A 21,917-nucleotide genomic window follows, 5' to 3' on the forward strand; every position below is an offset into this window, starting at 1 on the left:
AAAGAAGCAGTTGTCCAGTTTAGTTGGACGGCTGCTTCTTTTTTCATGCATTTCTCGTTCGATAAAGTAAATAAATGAAATAAGGGGCACCGATGCTTGCGGTAAAGACCCCGGCTGGTATTTCCAGCGGGGAGAATAAGGTCCTTCCAATCAAATCGGCTATCATGACCAGGATGCCGCCAAGCAAAGCAGATGCGGGCAACAGTACACCAAAGCTCGAACCTACCAGCCTTCTCGCCATATGGGGTGCCATTAAACCGACAAAGCCTATTCCTCCAGCAAAAGCAGTGGCACCGCCGATTAAGGCCGTACTGATCATCAATAATGTGAACCGCTGTTTTTGTACATGCCCGCCAAGACCGGTCGCCAGGTCATCACCGAGCTCCTGTAAATTTATATTTCTTGCATAAAGGAAGGCTATCAATAAGAACAAAAATGTCCATGGCGCCAGTATGGCGATATTATTCCATGTAGAGTTGGAAACCGATCCCGTAATCCAGAGGTTCGCCTGGCTCGCTTGATAGACCGGGCCGAGGATCATCATCATCGTCGTGAGCGCCTTCATTAAAGCCATTATCCCTATTCCGATCAACACAAGCCTTATTGGGGGAACGCCATTTTTCCAGGCTAATGAATATACGAGCAATGCCACGATGGTCGCGCCGATGAAGGCTGCTAACGGCAACCAATTGATGCTTACCGTTAGAGAATGATTTTTGTCGCTAAAAATCGCCATGAAGCCAACGACCGCCACTGTCGCCCCTCCCGTGATTCCCAGGATATCGGGTGAGGCAAGCGGATTTCGGATCATCCCCTGAAGGATTCCTCCCGCCACGGCAAGGCCCATCCCTACCAAAAGGGCAACGATGATTCTCGGCAGGCGAAAGGATTGGATGATCAGGCGATCGCCATCCGTTCCCCCTCCGAATAAGACCTGCAGGACATTCCATGGATGAATATTCATTTCACCCAATCCAGTGCTGATCACAAATACTGAGGAGGTGACCAAAAATAATATCAAAACGACGATCATCGCTTTTTTATCGATTAAGAATGATATTTTTTCATTAAATAAACGAAAGCTTTTGTATGGCTTCATCGGCTGCTGAACCCCTTTCTAGCTATGTAAATGAAGAATGGGGTGCCAATGATCGCCGTCATGACTCCGACGGGCACTTCCCGGGGCATCAGGATATACCTGGATATGATATCGGCTGCAATCAAAAGCACTGCTCCCAAAAGCCCGGAGAACGGAATCAGCCAGCGATGATCGATTCCCACTATATAACGGGTAAGATGCGGGACGACAATTCCTATGAAGCCTATCGGTCCCGCCACCGCCACTGATCCGCCGGCGAGCAGGATGACTGACAGCCCAAGGACAAGCTTAAGGAAAACGATATTCAAACCAAGACCCTTTGCCACATCTTCACCCATGGATAATACATTCATTTTACCGGAGACGATCAAGGCCAGCCCCCATCCAACTAAAAGGTAAGGAAGGACCGCAACTAAATTATCGAGACTCCTGCCCGAAACCGATCCGGCGAGCCAGAACAATACTTGATCCAATAGAGCCTCATTGGAAACTAGAAGACCTTGTGTCAGTGACGCTACCATGGCCGTCATGGCAGCTCCAGCCAAAGTCAGCTTCATCGGCGTCAAGCCGCCCCGTCCCATGCTTCCTATCATATAGATACTTATTGCGGCGATTGCCGCCCCGATGAAAGATAACCAAGTGAACACTTGCATATTGCTTATTCCAAAAATGGTGATACCCGCGACCACCGCCAAGCCCGCCCCGGCGTTGACCCCGAATATATCCGGTGAAGCAAGCGGGTTTTTGGTCAGTGTTTGCATCAGCACTCCTGAAATGGCCAAACTCGCACCAATGGCCGAAGCGATCAAGGCACGCGGAAGTCTGACCGATTGGATCACGATATGTTCGTTCGACCCATCGAAATGCGTGAAAGCATCAATCGCCATTTGCCATGTGGTATTCGTATAACCGTATACAATACTTGAGCACAGTAAAAAAAGCAGCAAAAGAACGGTAGTGAACAGCCCCATCCATTTCTGCCATGTATTTTTTAATAACATATCCAGTTACCATCCCAATCATCATGTACTATTTTATTCAATTGTACGGGCGCCATCAGAATTATGTCAATGATTTTGATAATCGTTTTCAATTATATATTGACAGAATAGTATATTCATTTTATGATTCTGTTAAGTGCGAATGATTATCATTCGCTTAAAACAGGAGGGATACATACATGTTAAGGGTCAAGTCATTATTCACCATTTTTACTATATTTGCAGTTTTCCTGCTTGCAGCTTGCGGGAACTCGGAAGATAAGACGTCAGGAACGAACGCTGATGACAAAAAAGAGGATACAAGCTATACGATCGAGCACGCAATGGGCTCGACTGAATTGAAGAAAACACCAAAAAGAGTGGTCGTTTTAACGAATGAAGGTACTGAGGCATTGATCGCTTTAGGGATCAAACCTGTCGGTGCCGTACAATCTTGGCTTGGCGACCCTTGGTATGACCATATTAAAGCTGATATGGATGGAGTCGAAGTAGTAGGTGTGGAGCATGAAGTGAACTTAGAGAAAATCGCATCACTTAAGCCTGACTTGATCATCGGCAGCAAGATTCGCCAAGAAGCCATTTATGGTAAATTAAGCGCCATCGCCCCTACCGTCTTTTCCGAAACGCTTAGAGGTGATTGGAAAGAAAACTTTAAGCTTTATTCAAAAGCCGTAAACCTTGAAGATAAAGGGAACGACGTAATTGCACAATTCGATAAGCACGTTGGGGATCTTAAAGCTAAGTTGGGCGACAAGGTCAATCAAGAAGTTTCCGTCGTCCGTTTCATGGCTGGCACTACACGCATTTATTATACTGATTCATTCTCTGGAGTGATTTTCGATCAATTAGGCTTCAAACGTGCTGAACAACAGAAGGAACTGTTCACAGCTGATAATAAGCTAGGCAACCTTGCCATCGAGGTAGGCAAAGAAGTCATTCCTAAAATGGACGGAGACATCCTCTTCTACTTCACTTACGCTCCTGAAGGCGACAAACAAGCACTCAGCACAGCAAAAGAGTGGACGAACGATCCGCTTTGGAAAAATCTTGATGCAGTCAAAAAAGGAAATGCCCATGAAGTCAGTGACGCGACATGGAATACAGCAGGCGGGGTCATTGCCGCTAATAAAATGTTGGACGACCTAGAAAACATTATGCTGAAAAAGTAATAATCCGGCTTACTTCATGACAAACTAGATAATGCTTTAACAAAAGCACCCTATGGTATAGACATTTTGAACAGTCTATCTCGTAGGGTGCTTTTGTTTATATGAAGAAATGCGGATAGCCCTCCCATTACCGATAGATATTGCAGGATTGGACTTGATAGGTTCCACTCCACCCAGCTTGTACTTGAAAATGAATTCCGTTTATTTGTTTGGTATCTAGTGAATCCGTTGCTTTCCACTGCAGGGACTCCCTTTCCGCGGGCGGTCCGTGGGCCTCCTGGGCTTTCAGCCCGCAGGAGTCGCACCCTTCGTTCCATTCCGCTCTGCGTGATAATGAAGATAATTTCTTCATTTCCTACTGTCTGGGACCTTTACTATTTCCTTAAACATACTCCTACAGATCATCGAATCTACTGGAGGAATCCCTGGAAAGTTAAGAAAGCAAAAGGTAATGATCTATCGGACTGTTACATAAAAAAATGCCGCCTGTAAAATACAGACAACATCTCTTTCGATTTACCAAGCGATTTCATGTTTTTTACAAAGAATACTCATTTTTCATATAGACGCCAGTCTTCACTGTTACAGCCGTTAGCCAACTTGGCCACTTTCCTTCAGTTGATCGTCAACGAACAAAATGCCCAATTCATAATGCTCGCCGTCAAATAATGCCCTTTGGACGAAACGAATCTGTTCATTGTTGTCAATGACCTCAAGCTTGCAATGGGCCCGGTTGATTTGAAGTGCCCTGTATAACTCTTCTTCTTCCCTGACGATGACACCGTTGATTTTCGATATGACCTCGCCTTTGACTAACCCCATTTTGTCAGCCGGGGACTGAGGGATGACGCCTAAGATCTGGACGCCCAGCTTGCTTTTTGAAAAATAAAAAGGAAGCCTTTCATCCATTGCCCTTTGGGAATAATGCAGGAATTCACGGCCGATGATAGCCAAAATGACCGTTATGAGTGCAAGCATCGGGTACCAGTAGCCAACGATGGCCAATGCCGTAATGACCACTCCTAGAGCCCCAACCTTTTTGCCGTGTGCCCGGATTGCCTGCTCTGGGAGCATACCATGCACTTTTTGTTTGAAACCGATTAAAATCGGCAGTACGATTGGGGATATTGCCATATCACCGATTGAAAAAACCGGATACCAATCGAAAGGAGCAGGAAGTTGTCCTCCCGGTATCATGACGAACATCGGAATGAGCCAGATCCTTTGTGAGACGTAAACACCTATCGGCTGCCCCCTTTTTGACACCTGCAGCTGCGGGGAGACCTTCTTGCTTCCATGGCTAACGATTAAAAATCCTTCCGCAATCAGCAAGAGCCCTATCAGAATAACAAGTGTCGGATAGATGGAACGATCGAGCTGATTAATGGCATCCTGCAATATCGGGAGCTTTAGCTCCCTATCATATAGAAAGAAAAGGATGAAGAAGGTGAGTCCCACCGTATATACGGGTGAAACGATCCTCTTGTTCATCGTCAATACAGCAAGAATCGTCACTCCGGCCATGATCAACATCGCTGCCAAGGGAATGGTCATCCCAGATGCCAACGTTAGGCATGAAAGAAGCAGCCCCCATATCAATCCATGAGATAACAAGGAACGCAGCTCCATCGTATTCCTGTAAACCTTCGTATTAAAGTCATGGCGCTCCCGTTTAACACGAAGATAGCCGATGAATAAACAATATGCAATCGAAATATAAAGCAAAGGATGCAAAAATAGTTTTCCTAATCCTATCATGCATGCAATCAGCCAATCCGTTGTCAATTTCTTTCCACCATCCTCAAAGGGTAATTAATCGTATGTGATATTCGTTCTTGTCAGTTACCTCCTATTCTATCAAAAATGTAACCTCCTTGCCTATCAAATGCAGAAAAAGTAGCATTATCGCAAGTTTGCCTCCCGCTCCTTTCATGCTGCCGATAGCTATGACCAAACGGGGAAAAGGCACCGCATCATGGAGGCGGCACCTTCTTTATCATTTCACTAAGTAATTCAAAGCGGTACGCAACTGAATATCATTATCTTCATCCTGGATTTTTTCCAGAATCGCACTTTCCAAATGGGCGGCGGTTTTCGCATCCAGCTTCCCTGTCACTTTCAGACCAAACTGCTTTTGAAATGCTTTTACTGCAATTTCCGTATTCCAATCATAATAGCCGTCCTCTCGTCCCGTTTCAAAACCAAGTCCCTTCAGAATGCTTTGGGCATATTGGATTTGTTCATCGTTCATGTCACGCTTCAGGACCCCTTCAACCGCAAGCTGATGAGCATTAAAGTAATCCGGCTGCTTGACTTTGATCGTCGGTTCGATCCCTTTTTTATGAATCCAATTCCCTGAAGGCGTCAGCCACTTATACAGTGTAAGTTTAATTTTACTTCCATCTCCCATCGGTACTGCCTGCTGCACGGTTCCTTTCCCGAAGGTCTTCTCCCCGACCAATGGATAGCCACCTGCCTCCTGCATCGCCCCAGCTAGGATTTCCGAGGCTGAAGCGCTCCCTTTATCCGTCAAGACTGCAATCGGATACGTTTTCGCTTTCTTAAGACTTGTAAAAAACGATTGCGTTTCTCCCGTTCTTTCCGCTATTTGCAAATATGGTTTGTCTTTGATGATGAACTCGCCAAGAATCGTTTCCACACTGGAAAGCAGCCCTCCTGGATTGCCGCGTACATCTATGACCAAGCCTTGAATCCCTTTCTTTTCTAACTGCTTCATCTTCTTTTTGAAATCTGCCGCCGTATTTTCAGAGAAAGTGGTTAACTCGATGTAGCCAATCTGCTCCCCGGCCACTTCTTTAACGGATGAAAATACAGTATCCAGTGGAATTTCCGCACGCACCATATTGAACTCTAGTGGATTGGAAACTCCTGCCCGCTTTACTTCCATTTTGACGGGAGAGCCCTTTTCACCACGGATTTTCAGGCGGGTTTCATATAAATCCAAGCCTTCCACACTCTCACCATTCACCTTAAGGATTTGATCCTTTGGCTTCAAACCCGCCTTTTCTGCAGGCGAATCCTTGTATGGAGATACGATGATCACCTTGCCATCCTCCATGCCGATTTCAGTACCGATCCCCTCGAACGAGGAATCCAAGGTTTCATTGAATTGTTTGGCGGTCTCCTTGTCCATATATACGGAATAAGGATCTTTCAAAGCTGATAGCATGCCTTGGATCGCACCTTCCACCAAACGGGAGCCATCGACCTGTTCGACATACTCACTAATGATCAAGCCATAAGCTTGTTCCACTTTTGCCCAATCCTTATCCTTGGATATGGCTGGGCTTTCATGCTTCGTTTCATTTTTGTCCTGGAGGCTTGTCCAATATAAGCCCCCCACTGCTCCAATGGCTAATGACATGATGATTGCTAGCGGAAGTACCCATTTTTTGACCATATTTATCCCCATTTCTGACCTGATATGTATTCCACTATATGTGGCTCTGGACAGGAATATTCCTTGAGGATATGGTTCATCATAAAAAAACAGACCAGGAATTCATCCAGGTCTGTTTTACCGCAGTTATACGGGGTATTAGTTAGGTATATAGTTTAAAGGATTGACAGCATTCGATTTGCTATAATTCCATGCGCCTTTATGTAGCTCGAAGTGTAAATGCTGTCCGAATGAATGGCCAGTGTTCCCCATGATGCCAACTTGCTGACCTTTGGCAACCACAGCGCCCTCACTTACTTGCCTGGAGCTTAAATGTGCATAAACCGTAGTCCATTGCTGTCCGCTGATTGAGTGGGTCACAAAGACGACGTTACCGTACGAACTCGAGAAATAAGAACGGCTTACGATGCCATCGGCTGCCGCTACAACCGGAACCGTTCCACTGGCAGCAATATCAATGCCGGCATGTTGTTTATTCCAACGTTCTCCCATTGTGGAAGATACATATCCTGCACTAGGTCTAGTGAATGTACCCGAGGATACAGCAGGTACTGAACTTACACTTGCCGAAGAGTGGGAAGGTGCTGGCGCTGAACTGCTTTTTGCACTTGATCCCGATGAAGATTGTTGCTTGGATTGTGAAGCTTGGGATGCTGCTTTTGCTGCTTTTGCTGCTTGTGCCGCTTCCTGCTCTGCACGTTTCTTAGCTTCGGCTGCCGCTTTTTTACGAGCCGCTTCCAATTCTGCAAGACGTTGATGTTCTAAGCTGATTGCTGATTTGATGGCTTTTTCTTGAGCAGAAAGATTTGCCTTTTCTTCCTCTAAGCCCATCTTCTCGTCTTCATGCTTTTTAGTTTGTTCTTTCAGTTTCTTAACTAAAGCATCCTTTTCCTGCTTTTGCTGTTTTTGCTGCTTTTGAATTTCCAATAGCTCGACTTTTGCGACTTCTAGGCTTGCGAGTTTCGTTTCAACAGCATTTTGTTTTTCTTCAAGATCTTTTTTATCAAGCTCATGCTGCTTCAAAATATCCCGGTCGGCCTCGGCAATCGTCGCCACAGCTCCTACACGGTCCACTAAATCCCCAAAACTGGATGATCCGAATAGCACTTCAAGGTAATTGACATCCCCACCAGTCTCCTGAAAGGAAAGTGCCCGTTCCTTCAATACTTCATTACGTTTGGCGATCCGCTCTTTCAATACTTCAATCTCTTTTTTCAATGCTTCGATTTCTTTTTTCGTTTGAGTGATCTCAGCATTTTTAGCATCGATTTTTTTGTCGGATTCTGCAATTTTCGCTTCAATTGCATCGATTTGTTCTTCTGCGGTCATTTGCTTATCCTGAAGGTTATCGATTTTCTTCTCCGTGTCAGAAATGTTCGATTCTACACCTGAACGTTTTTCCTGAATCGATTCTTTCTGCTTTTCCAAATCCGATATGGACTCAGCATGAACGGATGGTACCGCCAGAAGGCTTCCCAACCCAATCATGATGGAAGCATTCATGGCAATAATATTTTTTTTCAACGTTTCATTTCCCCTTTCAATCCCGTCGCGTCTATTGCCTTGCAACGTCTCTCTATCTATACCAGCTTCTTTTTTAGAAAAAGGAGCCACTTTTATACTTTTAAGAATTTCCTGACGGACATCAAGCTTCCCCAGATTCCGATAACGGCACCTATCACGATGAGGATTGCCGAAACTTGATAAATAAATGGACTTGCCGGCAGCAGCTCAACGAATTTGAACGTAATCTGCGGTTGTGCATATTTATAAAGATTGTAATAGAGGACGGAAACCAGACCTATCGGCACGATTGAACCGAGTATTCCTAACCATAATCCCTCCAAGAAGAATGGCCAGCGGATGAATGTATTCGTTGCCCCTACCAATCTCATGATCTCGATTTCTTTTCTTCTAGCTACAATGGTGATTTTGATCGTATTCGAAATCAGGAACATAGCCGTGAATAGTAAGCCAACAATAAGGACGATCCCTATGTTCCTTGCAATATTCACGAAGCTGAATAGCTTCTCTACGTAGCCCTGTCCGTATTTGACGCTTTGAATATAATCAAAATCTTCGACCTTTTTTGCCACCTTGATGACATCTTGCGGAGATTTCGTCTTGATGATATAAACATCCCTTAAAGGGTTGTCCTGCTCAAACGGCTTAAAAGCATCACCATTATCACCTAAATCATCTATCAAATTCGTAAGTTCTTCATCTTTTGGAGAGAAAACGACCGATTCAATGCCATCCATCTCCGTAATTTTCTTTCCGATTGCCTTTATATCGTTTTCATTCGCCGCATTATCAATATGTGCGCGAACTTCAACATCATTTTCCACATTTCCCGCGATATGATTTAAATTCATCATGAGCACTAAAAAGACGCCAACCAATGTTAGAGTGACCGTTACCGCACTTACTGAAGCGAACGTCATCCATCCATTACGGCCGATATTTTTAAAACTTTCACGGAAGTGACGGCTCAATGTTCTAAATTTCATATCCGTAATCACCTCGATGTTCATCGCGAACTATTTTTCCACTTTCTATGGCAATGACCCGTCGTTTGATATTGTTGACGATGTCCCTATTATGCGTGGCCATGACTAGCGTCGTTCCGCGTTTATTTATTTCTTCAAATATGTTCATGATTTCCCAAGATGTTTCGGGATCAAGATTCCCTGTTGGCTCATCGGCTATGACGACCTTCGGATCATTTACGATCGACCGGGCAATCGCAACCCTCTGCTGTTCTCCCCCAGATAACTCGGAAGGCAGCATTCTCGCTTTATGTTTAATGCCAACGAGATCGAGGACTTCCATGACTCTCTTTTTGATTTCTTCCGGTTCCTTTTCGATGACTTCCATTGCAAATGCCACGTTTTCATACGCTGTGAATGTTTGAAGGAGTTTAAAATCCTGGAATACCATACCGATATTGCGGCGGAATAGAGGAACTTTCGAATTGCGGATACTTGGCAGGCTAAGTCCATTGACCAAGATATTCCCACTAGTCGGCTTTTCTTCCCTATACATCATTTTGATGAAGGTCGATTTTCCGGCACCGCTCGGTCCTACTACATAAACGAATTCGCCCGGCTTTATTTTTACGTTGATCCCATTGATGGCAATGACGCCATTTGGGTATGTCTTTTTCACATCTATCATTTCTATCATTTCAAAACCACCTAATTTGCTTGAATTATCACTATGTAATTGCAGCTTTTTCGACAATTTCCACTGAATTCTGACAGGAATCGCTCTTACTTGAGCACAGACACATTATAACATCAAATTTTGTCAAATTAATCATTAATAATATTACAGTTTCATTTCAGTCAGTCATATAACAGCACCTGCGTAATATTCCCAGAAATTGTTTGGTAGATAAAGGGTTACATAAGAGGTAATTCGGGGATTTATAATGGCATGCAAAATAAAACGTCCTGCTGCTGCAGAACGTTTTGGCGATCGATTACTTATGTTCAGCAAGCCATTCAGCGACCATGCTGGCTTCTTTGCCTTTGATGATTTCCTTTGGCATTGCTCCTTGCCCATTAGCAATGACCTTTTCGATATCAGCCTTCGTCAGCTTCGCGCCGACCTTCGTTAAGTTTGGTCCAACGCCACCCTCGAGATTGACAGCGTGGCAGCTTGAACATTTGTTTTCATAAATCTTGGCGGCATCACCGGCTCCTGCCGTTGTCGTTTCGCTGCCCTCACCTGCAGGCTCTTTATCCGAAGCATCATCGTTCCCGCCACATGCAGCCAATGCCAAAGAAGTCCCCAACAATAAGGCCATCCATTTCATCTTCATTGAACTACCCCCTCTTCGTATTACCAATACAAGAACATTATACCAATGTCACTCCAGTTTAAAACCCTCCCCCAGCACTTCCGATGCATCCATGACGATTACAAACGCTTTAGGATCAACGATTTTCACCAATTGTTTCAATTTGGTGAATTCGGACTGGTCTATTACACACAGCATGATTGGGCGGGTGTCATCCGTATACCCGCCATAGCCGGATATCCCCGTTACGCCTCGGTCCAGCTCATGTAAGATGGCATCCCTTACATCCCGTTCATTATTCGTGATGATGAGTGCCATCTTGGATCGGTTCAATCCTACTTGGACAAGATCGATCGTTTTACTTGTCACATACAAGCCAATCAACGCATAAAGCCCTTTTTCAATATCAAAAACGATCGCGGCACTCAACACGATGATGCCATCGATAATGGCAACACAGGTCCCTAAAGACAAATGGGCATACTTGTGGAAAATCTGCGCAGCCAGATCGGTGCCTCCTGTGCTGCCCTTCCCACGAAAGACAATCCCAAGGCCAAGGCCGACCATCAATCCCCCGCAAATGGAACCGAGTAGAGCATCATTCGTCCATGCAGACCAATCCTTTGTCAGAAATACGACAAGAGGCAAAAACAAGGTACCAATCAAGCTTTTGGCACCAAAATGCTTTCCAAGAATGATGAGTCCCGCAATGAATAGCGGGATATTGAACCCCCACAGCACATAGGCTGGCTCCCAGCCGAGAGTGGACCTGAGGATCGTACTGATCCCGCTGACTCCGCCCGATGCAATTTGGTTGGGCAGTAAGAAGACATTAAAACCGATGGCAATTATGGCCGAGCCCACAATTACCAGTCCATATTCAATTAACTTTTGCATAATGGGCGGCTTCGGCTCCCTGTATCTTTTTCGCATTCTTCATTGTCTCCTCAAACCATCATTCATTATTATGTAGTATTGGCCGAACGTATTATCGTATTCCTTATCTTATCCTGTAAAGATCAGCCAGAGTGCGAGCTTTGAGGAAAAGGCAGTCATGATTTCATAATAAAAGCCGGACCTCAGAACGGGTCCGGCCATCATATCTTATAATTTTGAACGCAAGTACGCATCGATGAACATATCAATATCCCCATCCATGACCGCACCCAAGTTTCCGGTCTCCGCACTTGTACGGTGATCTTTAACCATGGAATACGGATGGAAAACATAAGAACGAATTTGGCTTCCCCAGCCAATTTCCTTTTGCTCACCGCGGATTTCATCCAGATCCGCTTGTTGCTGTTCAATTTCACGTTGATACAATTTGGCTTTAAGCATATTCATCGCTTGAGCCTTATTCTTGATTTGCGATCTTTCGTTTTGGCACGTAACTACCGTATTGGTAGGTAAATGGGTGATACGGACTGCCGAGTCGGTCGTATTGATATGCTGACCGCCAGCACCGCTTGCCCTGTACGTATCGACCTTCAGATCCTCCGTACGTATCTCGATATTGATCGTTTCATCGAATTCCGGCATGACTTCACACGAAACGAAGGATGTATGGCGTCGCCCTGATGAATCGAAAGGTGAAATGCGAACAAGACGGTGAACGCCTTTTTCCGCTTTCAAGTATCCGTAGGCGTTATGCCCTTTGAAAAGCAGGGTGACACTCTTGATTCCAGCTTCATCACCTGGAAGGTAATCAAGGGTTTCCACTTTGAAGCCTCTTTTTTCTCCCCATCTTGTATACATGCGCAGCAGCATCGAACCCCAATCCTGGGATTCCGTTCCGCCTGCACCAGGATGCAGTTCAAGAATGGCATTCTTCGAATCATATTCTTCGCTTAAAAGTAGCTGCAGTTCGAATTCATTCATTTTTTGTGAAAGGATCGTGATTTCTTCTTCAAGCTCTGCCAAAAGTTCGGCATCATTCTCTTCTTTCACTAACTCATACGTCAAATCCAGGTTTTCGTATGATTCATTCAAATCAGCCAGCTGGGTTACTTGCTCCTTCAATGCATTCGTTTCATTGATGACAGTCTGCGCCTTTTGCTGATCGTTCCAAAAGTCAGGGTGTGTCATCTCATTTTCAAGCTGAGCGATTCGTGCCTCTTTTTCATCTAAGTCAAAGAGACCCCCTAAAGTCCGTTAATCGTTGCGCTGTCCGTTCAAGTTCATTTCTTATTTCTCCTAATTCCATTTCCATTCACCTCATTAAGTATGTTAAAAAAATCCCTGCAGAGGGATTCGCCTCAGTACAAATAAACCTCTTCAAACTATATGCAACTATACAACTTTATGCAAACGAAACATGAAAAGAGGCGGCAAGCCTGACACTTGACCGTCCCTTAATCATTATACACCTAATATTAACCTACACTGCCATGGCAATTCTTATATTTTTTCCCACTGCCGCATGGGCATAGCGTGTTTCGCCCAACTTCATCCTTTTTACGGGCCGGTGCCTTTTTCACTTTACCGCCGTCTTCTTCCTTCGGGTTTACCGCTTGTCCTTTTATGACTTCCTTCCGCTCCAGGTTGTTGCGGATCTCGGCTTTCATAATGTATTTAGCGACTTCGTCCTCCATCGAGGCTATCATCGCCTCAAACATGGCAAAGCCCTCTGATTGATATTCACGAAGCGGATCGATCTGACCATAAGCACGAAGGTGAATCCCTTGACGCAATTGCTCCATTGCATCGATATGATCCATCCATTTGCTGTCGACCGCACGAAGAACGATGACCTTTTCGAATTCACGCATTTGCTCTTCGGATAGCTCATCTTCTTTTTGGTCATAGTCATTTTTCACTTTGGCTAAAATGTATTCAACCAATTCAGCCTCATTTTTTTCTTCTAAATCGGCAATAGTGATCGATCCCTCATCGAATAAGTTACCATTCAAGTAATCGACCAGTCCTTGCAGGTTCCAGCCTTCCTCATCACCCATCGGTGCGAATGCCCCCACATTGCGCTGGATGGAGGCCGCTATCATCGTTTCGACGATTTCACGTAAATTTTCGCTTTCCATCACATCGAAGCGCTGTTTATAGATGATTTCCCGTTGTTGACGAAGGACATCATCATATTGCAGTAATTGCTTACGTGAATCGAAGTTATTGCCTTCCACCCGTTTCTGGGCAGATTCAACGGCTCTCGTCACCATCTTGCTTTGAATTGGCTGGGAATCATCCATACCGAGGCGTGTCATCATATTCTTCATATTATCGGAGCCGAAACGGCGCATCAATTCATCTTCCATCGATAAGTAGAATTGTGTGACCCCAGGATCTCCCTGACGGCCCGAACGACCGCGCAGCTGGTTATCGATGCGCCTGCTTTCATGACGCTCAGTACCGATGACAGCAAGGCCGCCGAGCTCCTTGACACCTTCTCCAAGCTTGATATCCGTACCACGGCCAGCCATGTTCGTGGCGATTGTAACGGAACCTTGATTACCTGCATTGGCAATGATTTCCGCTTCACGTTCATGATTCTTCGCGTTCAAGACGTCGTGAGGGATTCCCTTTTTAGATAAATAGGCTGAAATGACTTCAGACGTTTCAATTGCAACCGTTCCGACAAGCACAGGCTGCCCCATGGCATGCCTTTCGGCGATGTCCTCGACAACTGCCCGGAATTTTCCATCGGTGGAGGCGTAAATAAGATCGGCACGGTCATCCCTTATGATATTCCTGTTTGTCGGGATGGCGATGACATTCATATTATAGATATTGCGGAATTCCTCTTCCTCCGTTTTGGCAGTACCAGTCATACCGGAAAGTTTTTCGTACATCCGGAAATAATTCTGGAACGTGATCGTCGCAAGAGTCATGCTTTCATTTTGAATTTCAAGCCCCTCTTTCGCTTCGATCGCCTGGTGGAGGCCTTCACTGTAACGACGCCCTTTCATCAAACGGCCAGTGAATTGATCGACGATGACGATCTCGCCTTCCTGAACGACATAATCCACATCCAAATGCATGGAAACATGCGCCTTCAATGCCTGGTTGATATGATGATTCAAAGTAACGTGGCTAATATCAAATAAATTATCGATATTGAACGCTTTTTCGGCTCGGTTCATGCCTTCTTCTGTCAGCTGTACGCCCTTTGTCTTTTCATCATACGTATAATCCTTTTCCTTTTGCAGCGTTCTGACAAACGCATTGGCCTGGATATAAAGCTGGGCCGATTTTTGTGCGGAACCCGATATGATCAACGGCGTTCTCGCTTCATCAATCAAGATGGAATCGACTTCATCAATGACCGCAAAATGCAAGGGCCGTTGAACCATTTGTTCTTTATATAACACCATATTGTCACGCAGGTAATCAAAACCTAATTCATTATTCGTACTATACGTAACATCGGCATTATACGCCTCTTGTTTTTCTTCCTTTGAATGGCTGTTCAAGTTCAAGCCGACTGTCAAACCAAGGAATTCAAACAACACCCCCATCTCGGAAGCATCACGGTGTGCCAAGTATTCATTGACTGTAACGACATGTACACCTTTACCAGTAAGCGCGTTTAAATAAACCGGCATGGTGGATGTTAAGGTTTTACCTTCCCCAGTTTTCATCTCTGAGATATTCCCATCATGAAGAGATGCCCCGCCCATGATCTGAACGCGGTAAGGATATAGGCCAAGAGCACGCTTCGCCCCTTCTCGTGCTACCGCAAAAGCCTCTACGAGCAGGTCATCGACGGTTTCCCCGTTTTGGTAGCGCCCTTTAAACTCCTCCGTTTTGGCACGCAGCTGTTCATCCGATAAGGCAGCCGTCCCATCGGCCAAGGCTTCCACTTGGTCGGCAATTTTTTCCAGGCGTTTAATTTCTCGCTTATTCGGATCAAAAACTTTATTTAATATATTAAGCATTCAATAACGCTCCTCTATTATGGTAATGATCGTTCATTGACAAATTCATATAAGTAAGAAGAAATGTAACTTCTATTATTCCCAATCCACGCTTAATTTTACCACTTCTATCCTAGAGGTACAACTTCATATGACTGCATGCCTTTATACCTGAATTCAATTCTTGCGAAAAACAATGGATTAATGATGAGTAAAACTGTTAAAATAAAAGGAAGTATAAATCATTAAATGGAACTCCCCACTATCCCAAGTGCAAATGTGAATGATACATAACCTTCCACCACTAGATGCTGACCAGGCCCTAGTGATAGCTGCCAAGGAAATGCAACCAGGTTTCATGTTTGAATTTTTAAAAGGTGGGCTACTAACAAGTAGAAGATAAATAGAACATGTTTCGAGGTGGTATTATGATTGGTGAACGTGTAAAAAAACTGCGTGAAGAAAAAAAGATGTCAATGACTGAACTAGCCGATAAAGCCGGGGTGGCGAAGTCTTACTTAAGTTCGTTAGAGCGTAACTTACAAACGAATCCTTCTATTCAATTTCTCGAAAAGATCTCCGCCGTACTTAACATTCCTGTTGATGCCCTCCTTTACGATGCACCAAATAAGGAAGCCTTGGATAATGATTGGATGAAAATCGTTGAGGAAGCCATGAAATCAGGTGTTTCGAAGCAACAATTCAGGGAATTCATCGAGTTTAATAAATGGAGAAAAGATAAAGAATAGTAGAAGTTCATTGGTCTACCTACATAATCCTGAAGTAAACAGTATGAAAAAAGCTAGACTTGCTGAAATCTAATGGGAATAATTAGCCCTATAAACAGCTTTGTACACACCGCTGTTTATAGGGGGTTTAAGGCAATTAGCTTCCATTCCTCTCCTCTAACTGAAGCTCAAGGCATTTCCGTTCAAAAAAAGCACTTATCTCCTCTTTTTTAAAACCCAAGCTTCGTGCTTCTGATATTAAATCCACCCATTCTTGATCCATTTCCATTTTAGCCACCTCTTCTACCTCCTAAAATACCTTTGTATTTCAGGCAGACCAGCCATCTTAGTCGAGCGGACCTTAGACCTGTGCCTTTGCGCCCCTATCTTTCAATAAGTTTGCCTTTGTCGTGGTACTAATTACCAAATACATTGCTTGTTAAACCTATTATACCGGATACTTGCACCATATAATGTAATATTATGTCGCTAAATGAGCAAAATGTAAAAAATTTTATCCGACAAAATATTACAATATTGAGAAAATTCAAGATCTCCTTCAACTTCTCCTGTTTATGAAATAAAAAATATTGCTCTTCCTATTCAGTGGACTTTTTCTATTGACTCTCTCCAGCACTAGCGGATCCAAGGCTTTTTGCAAAGTCAGGTCATCACCGCAGGTTGGGCAAAGCCACTGTCCATATTCTGCACTGCTAAAAGAAGCCCGATGGCATTTATGGCAATTCTTTTGATACAAAATATCCAGCCCCCTGCACCATGATCAAATTGTTTTTTATAAATAACTTTATGTTCTTTATAAAGAACCACAATTTGAGTATAGTACAAAAGCAAGATCCATTAAAATAGGTATAATTAACTATTTATCTCATTAAAGAACGAATTTTGTTCTTTAAACAAAACATATCATTGCCTGGACTACCATGAAGAATAGCCCCTATCAATATCTATCAACATGCAAAAAAGCACAACCCAATGGCTGGGCTGTGCTTTAATTCATAGTTTCAAATTTAGCTAGGTTCAATCAAGCCGTAGCGCCCATCTTTACGACGGTATACGACATTCGTTGTGTTAGTATCTGCATTCGTGTAAACGAAGAAGCTATGACCAAGCATATTCATTTGCAAAATCGCTTCTTCACTGTCCATTGGCTTCAAATCGAAGCGCTTATTGCGGACCACTTCAACATCATCATCATCTTGGAATTCATCGACCATTTCGTCAACGTCCGTATTGAAAGCAAATGCTTCAGGAGTCGTTGATAAGTTGTTTCTGAATTTACGATTGACCTTCGTTTTATGTTTACGAATTTGGCGTTCAAGCTTATCATTGATCAAGTCAATGGCAGCATACATATCCGCATTTTCCTCTTCAGCACGAAGAACCAAATTCTGCATAGGAATCGTCACTTCGACCTTGGATGTATTATTGTTCACTTTCAAATTAACTAACACATTTGCATCTGGTGTATTGTTAAAATATCGTTCTAACTTGCCAATTTTCTTTTCGACGTATTCTCGAATTGCTGGAGTTACCTCAATGTTTTCACCGCGTACGTTGTAATTCATAAAGTGAGTCCTCCTTAAATTAAGACTATAACAGTTAGATTCTACAATACCCCTCCTGGTTCCTTTAGAAACATATCATGCAATATGTCGAAATTATGAAACAATTGTCGGAAGGTTTTTGAAAGGGTTGATGTCTTCCCTACATTCATTATAACAAATGGCTAGCGATAAAGAAAAAATTAAGCACGGATTATTTACAGAAAATTTATAAAATCTTAACTCAAAAAAGCCGTTTGGACTCCAAACGGCAGGGTAATCAATTTCTTTTATCGTAGAACATGCCATCGATCGATAGACTCTCATATGGGTTCGTATATTTATTGGAGGACTTTTTCTTTTTGTTTATTTCCTGGATGTCCCGCTGTATTTCCTGTTTTTGAAGCATAAGCAGGCTGTCGACCTGTTGATTAAGCAGCATGGTCCTGCGGCCTAACTGCTGCTCTACAGCAGTAAAAGGCGGCTTGATTTGTGCGAGGACTTCATCCCTTCGGTCAATCAGCTCGGTGATCTTTCTTATTTTGTCCTCACGTTCTGCGTTCGTCATATCTTCCAGAACGGCAAGTAATTCGGCAGTCAAGTCGTGAAAGGCTTGTATCATTACACTTGCCCGCTTTGGCTGAATTGTTTTTTCCGATTGATCTGAATGACTTCCTTCCACGTATCACGGAAGTCGCTGACAAGTACTTCCACCTCGTCCAAGGCAGCAACATCATTTTTCATATTCGCCTCAATCAGGCGTCGATTCATGAAGTCATATAGACTCATCATTTCCTTGGATACCTCGACATCCATGTTCAGCGTCACCATCAATTCATGGATGATGTTTTGCGCCTTGATGATGTTCGTGTTTTTCGCTTCGATATTCCCTGCTTCTATGGCCTTCCGCCCAAGCATGATGAACTTCAGGCAGCCATTGTAAAGCATCAATGTCAGCTCTCCTGGCGACGCTGTATTGACCGAATTTTGTTGATACGATTGATAGGGATTATTAATCGCCATATTTATCTTCCTCTCCCGCTTGCCTTAACTAAAATAAGATGCTAACGATGAACTTTGGCTGTTCGCCTTTTGAATCGCCTTTTCCATGGCCGTGAATTGACTGTAATAGCGAGATTCCAGCTTCGTTAACTTCGCTTCGAACGCTGAAATCCTCGTATCCAGCCCATTGACCATTTTCCCAATGGTAAAATTGTTATTCACATATCCAGCCTTCCCCGCTTTTTCGGTGATGACCTTCATGGAAGATTGTATATCATCACGCAAACGGCGTGCCAACCCTTTTTCGGCTTTCCCCGTTCCATCAGCCATGAACATATTATAAATTGCATTCGGATCCTCACTGATCGCCGCCCGAAGCTTGTCCTCGTCGATCGTTAGTTTGCCGCCCTCCAAGTAATTCTTGGTCGTCGTTATGCCAATACTGCTGAGATTGTTCTTTCCCGTAACCCCATCCACAGCCGTGTATAGGGAGGATCTCATCGTGGTCAAGAGGCTTTTAAGGGTCGAATCGCTTTTTAATGTTCCACTTTTCGCCTTCTCTTCCCATAGCTTCACTTCATCCTCCGTCATTTCCTTCTTTTGCTCGGCAGTCAGCGGAGTGAAAGAGCGATATTTCGCTTCACCTGTTTTATCCTGGACTTTTTTTATGATTTCGTTGTATTTGTTCACGAACTGCGTCACCGTGTCCAAAATCGCATCCACATCAGCGTTGGAAGAGAATGTGACGGTCTCGGCCGTTTTCTGCTTTACCGTTATTTCCGCTCCATTGATTTGGAACGTATTCGAAGGACGGGAAATGTCCAGGCCATTATACGTAATGGATGCATTTTCCCCTTTTGTGCCGCCAGCTTCTTCATTGTTGCTGCTCAGTTTTAACGCAGCAAAAAAATCCCCGCTGCCCCCAAGTTTAATTTCAGGGCCATCCTTTACATCCCCCGTATTTTTAGCGGTGATTGAAAAGTTTTGCGAATTTTGATCAAAAAACAGCGTGACTCCCGAGTTGGCATTAATTTTATTGATGACGCTCTCCAGCGTATCATCGGCATTAAGCGTAAGGGTGTACGGCTTTACCGAGGTTACTCCGTCCTTGACTTCCGTATCGAATCCACCCTCTTTATTTGGAGCTTGTATCGTAATCTCCTGAGGCGCCGTGATGCCCAAATCCGACAGTTTCTTTTTCGCGTCCGTAACAGCCGACTTTTCCGTACTGGTCATCGTTGCTGCCTTGGCAAGACTGTTGACCTTGATATTTCCTGTAAAGTCACTTGCCGAACTTATATTTTTCACGGATATGGCATCTGGATTCGAAACCGATACCTTCTTTTTAATGAAGGAGGACTGCTTTCCAATCCCATCCCGGATGAGCGTATCCAATTCCGATAAAGCAGTATTGATCGAGCGGTAATCATCGCGCTGCCACTCGGAGTATTGCTTTTTCTGTGTCAATTTATCCAAAGGCACCCGTTCCGCCTGCATCATGCTTTTAACTAATTCATCAATATCCATTCCACTTGCCAAACCACTGATTCTTACCACAATACATCACCCGCTTATATTTTTTCATCCACCATTATGCCGACAAACTCCGTCATTGCCGCATAGAAATCCAATAATTTCTTAGGCGGAATCTCCCTGATCGTCTCATCGGTAACATCATCCACTACCTTGACATAATACTCATTAAGCTTTTCATGATACTCAAAGCGAACCGCCGTATGTGTCGGGTTCAGGAAGGTGTTTAAGCTCTCCACCACTTCTTGAACCTTTTCCTTTGTAGGCTGACTGCTTTCCACACTTTGCTCTGAATAAGCTAGCGTATTCATTTCACGCTGATAATAAGAACTGATTCCATCCGAGATGGCCGTTCTGAGTTGTGAGGAAAGAATATTCGTGGACAAACTCTCCAGCATCTAAATAGCCCCCAATATGATGTCTTTAGTTTTTATATCGGTTCTGAAATTGAACTTTACAGTGTTCATACAAAGGTTTTATCATTATATAGAGAACAAACATTCTGTTCCGAAAGGAGATAACATGATAAAAAAGGAAGTAGAGGAAAGGATTTCAGACTTTTATTAAGGAGGTGTCCATGATGATGCTTACTGAAATTCAAAGAAATGTATTATACGCAAGCATAATAAGTGACGGGGAAATCACGAAAATTTATAAAAATAGCAGGAGAAAGAACAATAGCTATCGAGAGCACTACGGTATATCTCAAGAAGAGTACCGAAAATGGAAAGTCGCCTTCTTTGATGGGCTATTGTATATCACTCCGGCAAGCCAATATGTACGTTCCGCATCTTTAGAATTATTAACCAATTTATTCCCTCATTTTTACAGAAAAGATGGAACTAAATATCTTCCCTTCACTTTAATCAAAAATTGTCTATTACCACATTTCATAGCTATTCTATACATGGATGATGGCTCTTTAAGCATTTCATTTAGGGTGAATCATAATAAGAGAATCATCTACCTCACACCTCATATTTACCTATACCTTCAGTGTTATCGTAAGGAAGAATTAGAGAAGTTAAAGGACCATATTTTCACCACCTATGAATTATCTTTTAGACTGAGTGCTCGTAAGGATGGACATGGATTCATTCTAAAAACCACTTCTGTTAAAGAAACGTTTCGTTTCCTTGAACTAATCGAACCTGTGGCTACAACCTGTTCTTCTATGTTATACAAAACCTCTTGGGATTTTAGATATCAAAAATAAGTAATTAAATGGAAATCGAAGTATCCTGACTACACGGTTGTTACCAGCAGTTCCGATCGGTCTAAACCTTATTCTCCAGATGAAATCAAATTATTAAATCACCTCAAAGAAATTGGATACTCGACAAATGAAATAGCAAAGGTGCTAAAAAGAAGTTATTGGTCCGTTACTTACAAATGGAAAGATATTAAAAAACGAAACTAACACCACTTCTTGATAGCATTCCACACAAAATGATAATATCTATCCGTTTGTTTTATAGAAAAAAAGAGACCCTAGCAAAACTAGAGTCTCTTTCACGTTATTAACGAAGAAGTTGTAAAACTCCTTGTGGTTGTTGGTTCGCTTGCTTTGCGACTATGTCTTTCGAGCATAGAATAGACTATATCTTCACCCTTAACTTAATAAGGGGCTGGGCACTTCGAATGGCTGCTGCCACCCTACGGATTTCATGGTCATAGCTTTAGCCTTAGACTGTATATCCTAGTCGTTGAACCTTCTCCAGAGTTTCCTCAA

General features: G+C 43.5%; 21 protein-coding genes and 1 riboswitch. Of the genes, 3 read left to right on the top strand and 18 right to left on the bottom strand.

Going from position 1 to position 21,917, the window contains the following annotated elements; genetic code table 11:
• Positions 1-43: 43 nt before the first annotated feature.
• Together ABE28_RS22330 and ABE28_RS22335 are read right to left on the bottom strand one after the other, a co-directional pair.
• Positions 44-1,099 (bottom strand): FecCD family ABC transporter permease, encoded by a 1,056-nt coding sequence (locus tag ABE28_RS22330; protein ID WP_064467199.1) that lies wholly within the window; start codon positions 1,097-1,099, stop codon positions 44-46.
• Positions 1,096-2,100, bottom strand: coding sequence for a FecCD family ABC transporter permease (locus ABE28_RS22335; protein ID WP_064467198.1), 1,005 nt, complete (start codon positions 2,098-2,100; stop codon positions 1,096-1,098). Before ABE28_RS22335 ends, ABE28_RS22330 begins: the two co-directional genes overlap by 4 nt.
• Positions 2,101-2,279: 179 nt before the next feature.
• Between ABE28_RS22335 and ABE28_RS22340 the strand changes: the two genes are divergently transcribed.
• Entirely contained in the window at positions 2,280-3,269 is a 990-nt protein-coding gene (locus tag ABE28_RS22340) for an ABC transporter substrate-binding protein (RefSeq protein ID WP_064467197.1), read from the top strand.
• 591 nt (positions 3,270-3,860) lie between these two features.
• Here the strand turns inward: ABE28_RS22340 and ABE28_RS22345 are convergent.
• From ABE28_RS22345 to secA, 9 genes are all read right to left on the bottom strand, one after another.
• A complete protein-coding gene (locus tag ABE28_RS22345) occupies positions 3,861-5,054 on the bottom strand; it encodes a PDZ domain-containing protein (protein WP_083232199.1) in 1,194 nt (397 codons plus the stop codon).
• Between the two features lie 211 nt (positions 5,055-5,265).
• Complete coding sequence (locus ABE28_RS22350; RefSeq protein WP_064467196.1) at positions 5,266-6,690, bottom strand: S41 family peptidase; 1,425 nt, start codon at positions 6,688-6,690, stop codon at positions 5,266-5,268.
• Between the two features lie 138 nt (positions 6,691-6,828).
• A complete protein-coding gene (locus ABE28_RS22355; RefSeq protein ID WP_064467316.1) occupies positions 6,829-8,214 on the bottom strand; it encodes a murein hydrolase activator EnvC family protein in 1,386 nt (461 codons plus the stop codon).
• A gap of 92 nt (positions 8,215-8,306) precedes the next feature.
• Positions 8,307-9,200 carry a permease-like cell division protein FtsX gene (gene ftsX / locus ABE28_RS22360; protein WP_064467195.1) on the bottom strand — a complete coding sequence of 298 codons (894 nt, stop codon included), beginning with the start codon at positions 9,198-9,200 and terminating at the stop codon, positions 8,307-8,309.
• Positions 9,190-9,876, bottom strand: coding sequence for a cell division ATP-binding protein FtsE (gene ftsE, locus ABE28_RS22365; protein WP_061141190.1), 687 nt, complete (start codon positions 9,874-9,876; stop codon positions 9,190-9,192). The genes ftsX and ftsE overlap by 11 nt, the downstream gene beginning before the upstream one ends.
• A gap of 298 nt (positions 9,877-10,174) precedes the next feature.
• On the bottom strand, positions 10,175-10,516 hold the full coding sequence (gene cccB / locus ABE28_RS22370; protein ID WP_064467194.1) for a cytochrome c551: 342 nt from the start codon (positions 10,514-10,516) through the stop codon (positions 10,175-10,177).
• A gap of 48 nt (positions 10,517-10,564) precedes the next feature.
• Positions 10,565-11,428 carry a YitT family protein gene (locus ABE28_RS22375; RefSeq protein WP_064467193.1) on the bottom strand — a complete coding sequence of 288 codons (864 nt, stop codon included), beginning with the start codon at positions 11,426-11,428 and terminating at the stop codon, positions 10,565-10,567.
• A 171-nt stretch (positions 11,429-11,599) separates the two neighbouring features.
• Positions 11,600-12,698 (bottom strand): peptide chain release factor 2 gene (gene prfB / locus ABE28_RS22380; protein WP_257390664.1). Its coding sequence is split into 2 segments (ribosomal slippage): positions 11,600-12,634 and positions 12,636-12,698, totalling 1,098 coding nucleotides; the frame shifts between segments, so codons are not numbered across the junction.
• Between the two features lie 169 nt (positions 12,699-12,867).
• Positions 12,868-15,381 carry a preprotein translocase subunit SecA gene (gene secA, locus ABE28_RS22385; protein WP_064467191.1) on the bottom strand — a complete coding sequence of 838 codons (2,514 nt, stop codon included), beginning with the start codon at positions 15,379-15,381 and terminating at the stop codon, positions 12,868-12,870.
• 407 nt (positions 15,382-15,788) lie between these two features.
• Between secA and ABE28_RS22390 the strand changes: the two genes are divergently transcribed.
• The gene (locus ABE28_RS22390) at positions 15,789-16,109 is read left to right on the top strand and encodes a helix-turn-helix domain-containing protein (RefSeq protein ID WP_064467190.1); all 321 of its coding nucleotides are present in this window, start codon (positions 15,789-15,791) and stop codon (positions 16,107-16,109) included.
• 136 nt (positions 16,110-16,245) lie between these two features.
• On the opposite strand, the gene ABE28_RS24740 is transcribed toward ABE28_RS22390, so the two are convergent.
• The 7 genes from ABE28_RS24740 to flaG form a co-directional block, all read right to left on the bottom strand.
• Positions 16,246-16,377 (bottom strand): anti-repressor SinI family protein, encoded by a 132-nt coding sequence (locus ABE28_RS24740; RefSeq protein ID WP_156775969.1) that lies wholly within the window; start codon positions 16,375-16,377, stop codon positions 16,246-16,248.
• A gap of 39 nt (positions 16,378-16,416) precedes the next feature.
• Positions 16,417-16,502: riboswitch (cyclic di-GMP riboswitch) on the bottom strand.
• A gap of 249 nt (positions 16,503-16,751) precedes the next feature.
• On the bottom strand, positions 16,752-16,934 hold the full coding sequence (locus ABE28_RS22395; protein WP_064467189.1) for a hypothetical protein: 183 nt from the start codon (positions 16,932-16,934) through the stop codon (positions 16,752-16,754).
• Between the two features lie 182 nt (positions 16,935-17,116).
• Positions 17,117-17,674 carry a ribosome hibernation-promoting factor, HPF/YfiA family gene (gene hpf, locus ABE28_RS22400; RefSeq protein ID WP_064467188.1) on the bottom strand — a complete coding sequence of 186 codons (558 nt, stop codon included), beginning with the start codon at positions 17,672-17,674 and terminating at the stop codon, positions 17,117-17,119.
• 256 nt (positions 17,675-17,930) lie between these two features.
• Positions 17,931-18,272 carry a flagellar protein FliT gene (locus tag ABE28_RS22405; protein ID WP_064467187.1) on the bottom strand — a complete coding sequence of 114 codons (342 nt, stop codon included), beginning with the start codon at positions 18,270-18,272 and terminating at the stop codon, positions 17,931-17,933.
• A complete protein-coding gene (fliS, locus tag ABE28_RS22410) occupies positions 18,272-18,673 on the bottom strand; it encodes a flagellar export chaperone FliS (RefSeq protein ID WP_064467186.1) in 402 nt (133 codons plus the stop codon). Before fliS ends, ABE28_RS22405 begins: the two co-directional genes overlap by 1 nt.
• Positions 18,674-18,697: 24 nt before the next feature.
• Complete coding sequence (locus ABE28_RS22415; protein ID WP_083232201.1) at positions 18,698-20,209, bottom strand: flagellar hook-associated protein 2; 1,512 nt, start codon at positions 20,207-20,209, stop codon at positions 18,698-18,700.
• Between the two features lie 14 nt (positions 20,210-20,223).
• Positions 20,224-20,583 carry a flagellar protein FlaG gene (gene flaG, locus ABE28_RS22420; protein WP_064467185.1) on the bottom strand — a complete coding sequence of 120 codons (360 nt, stop codon included), beginning with the start codon at positions 20,581-20,583 and terminating at the stop codon, positions 20,224-20,226.
• Positions 20,584-20,762: 179 nt separating this feature from the next.
• Here flaG and ABE28_RS22425 point away from each other — a divergent pair, with 179 nt between their 5' ends.
• A complete protein-coding gene (locus ABE28_RS22425; RefSeq protein WP_257390665.1) occupies positions 20,763-21,401 on the top strand; it encodes a DNA endonuclease in 639 nt (212 codons plus the stop codon).
• The last annotated feature ends 516 nt before the right edge of the window (positions 21,402-21,917 follow it).

Source organism: Peribacillus muralis, assembly GCF_001645685.2.
Lineage (GTDB): Bacteria > Bacillota > Bacilli > Bacillales > DSM-1321 > Peribacillus > Peribacillus muralis_A.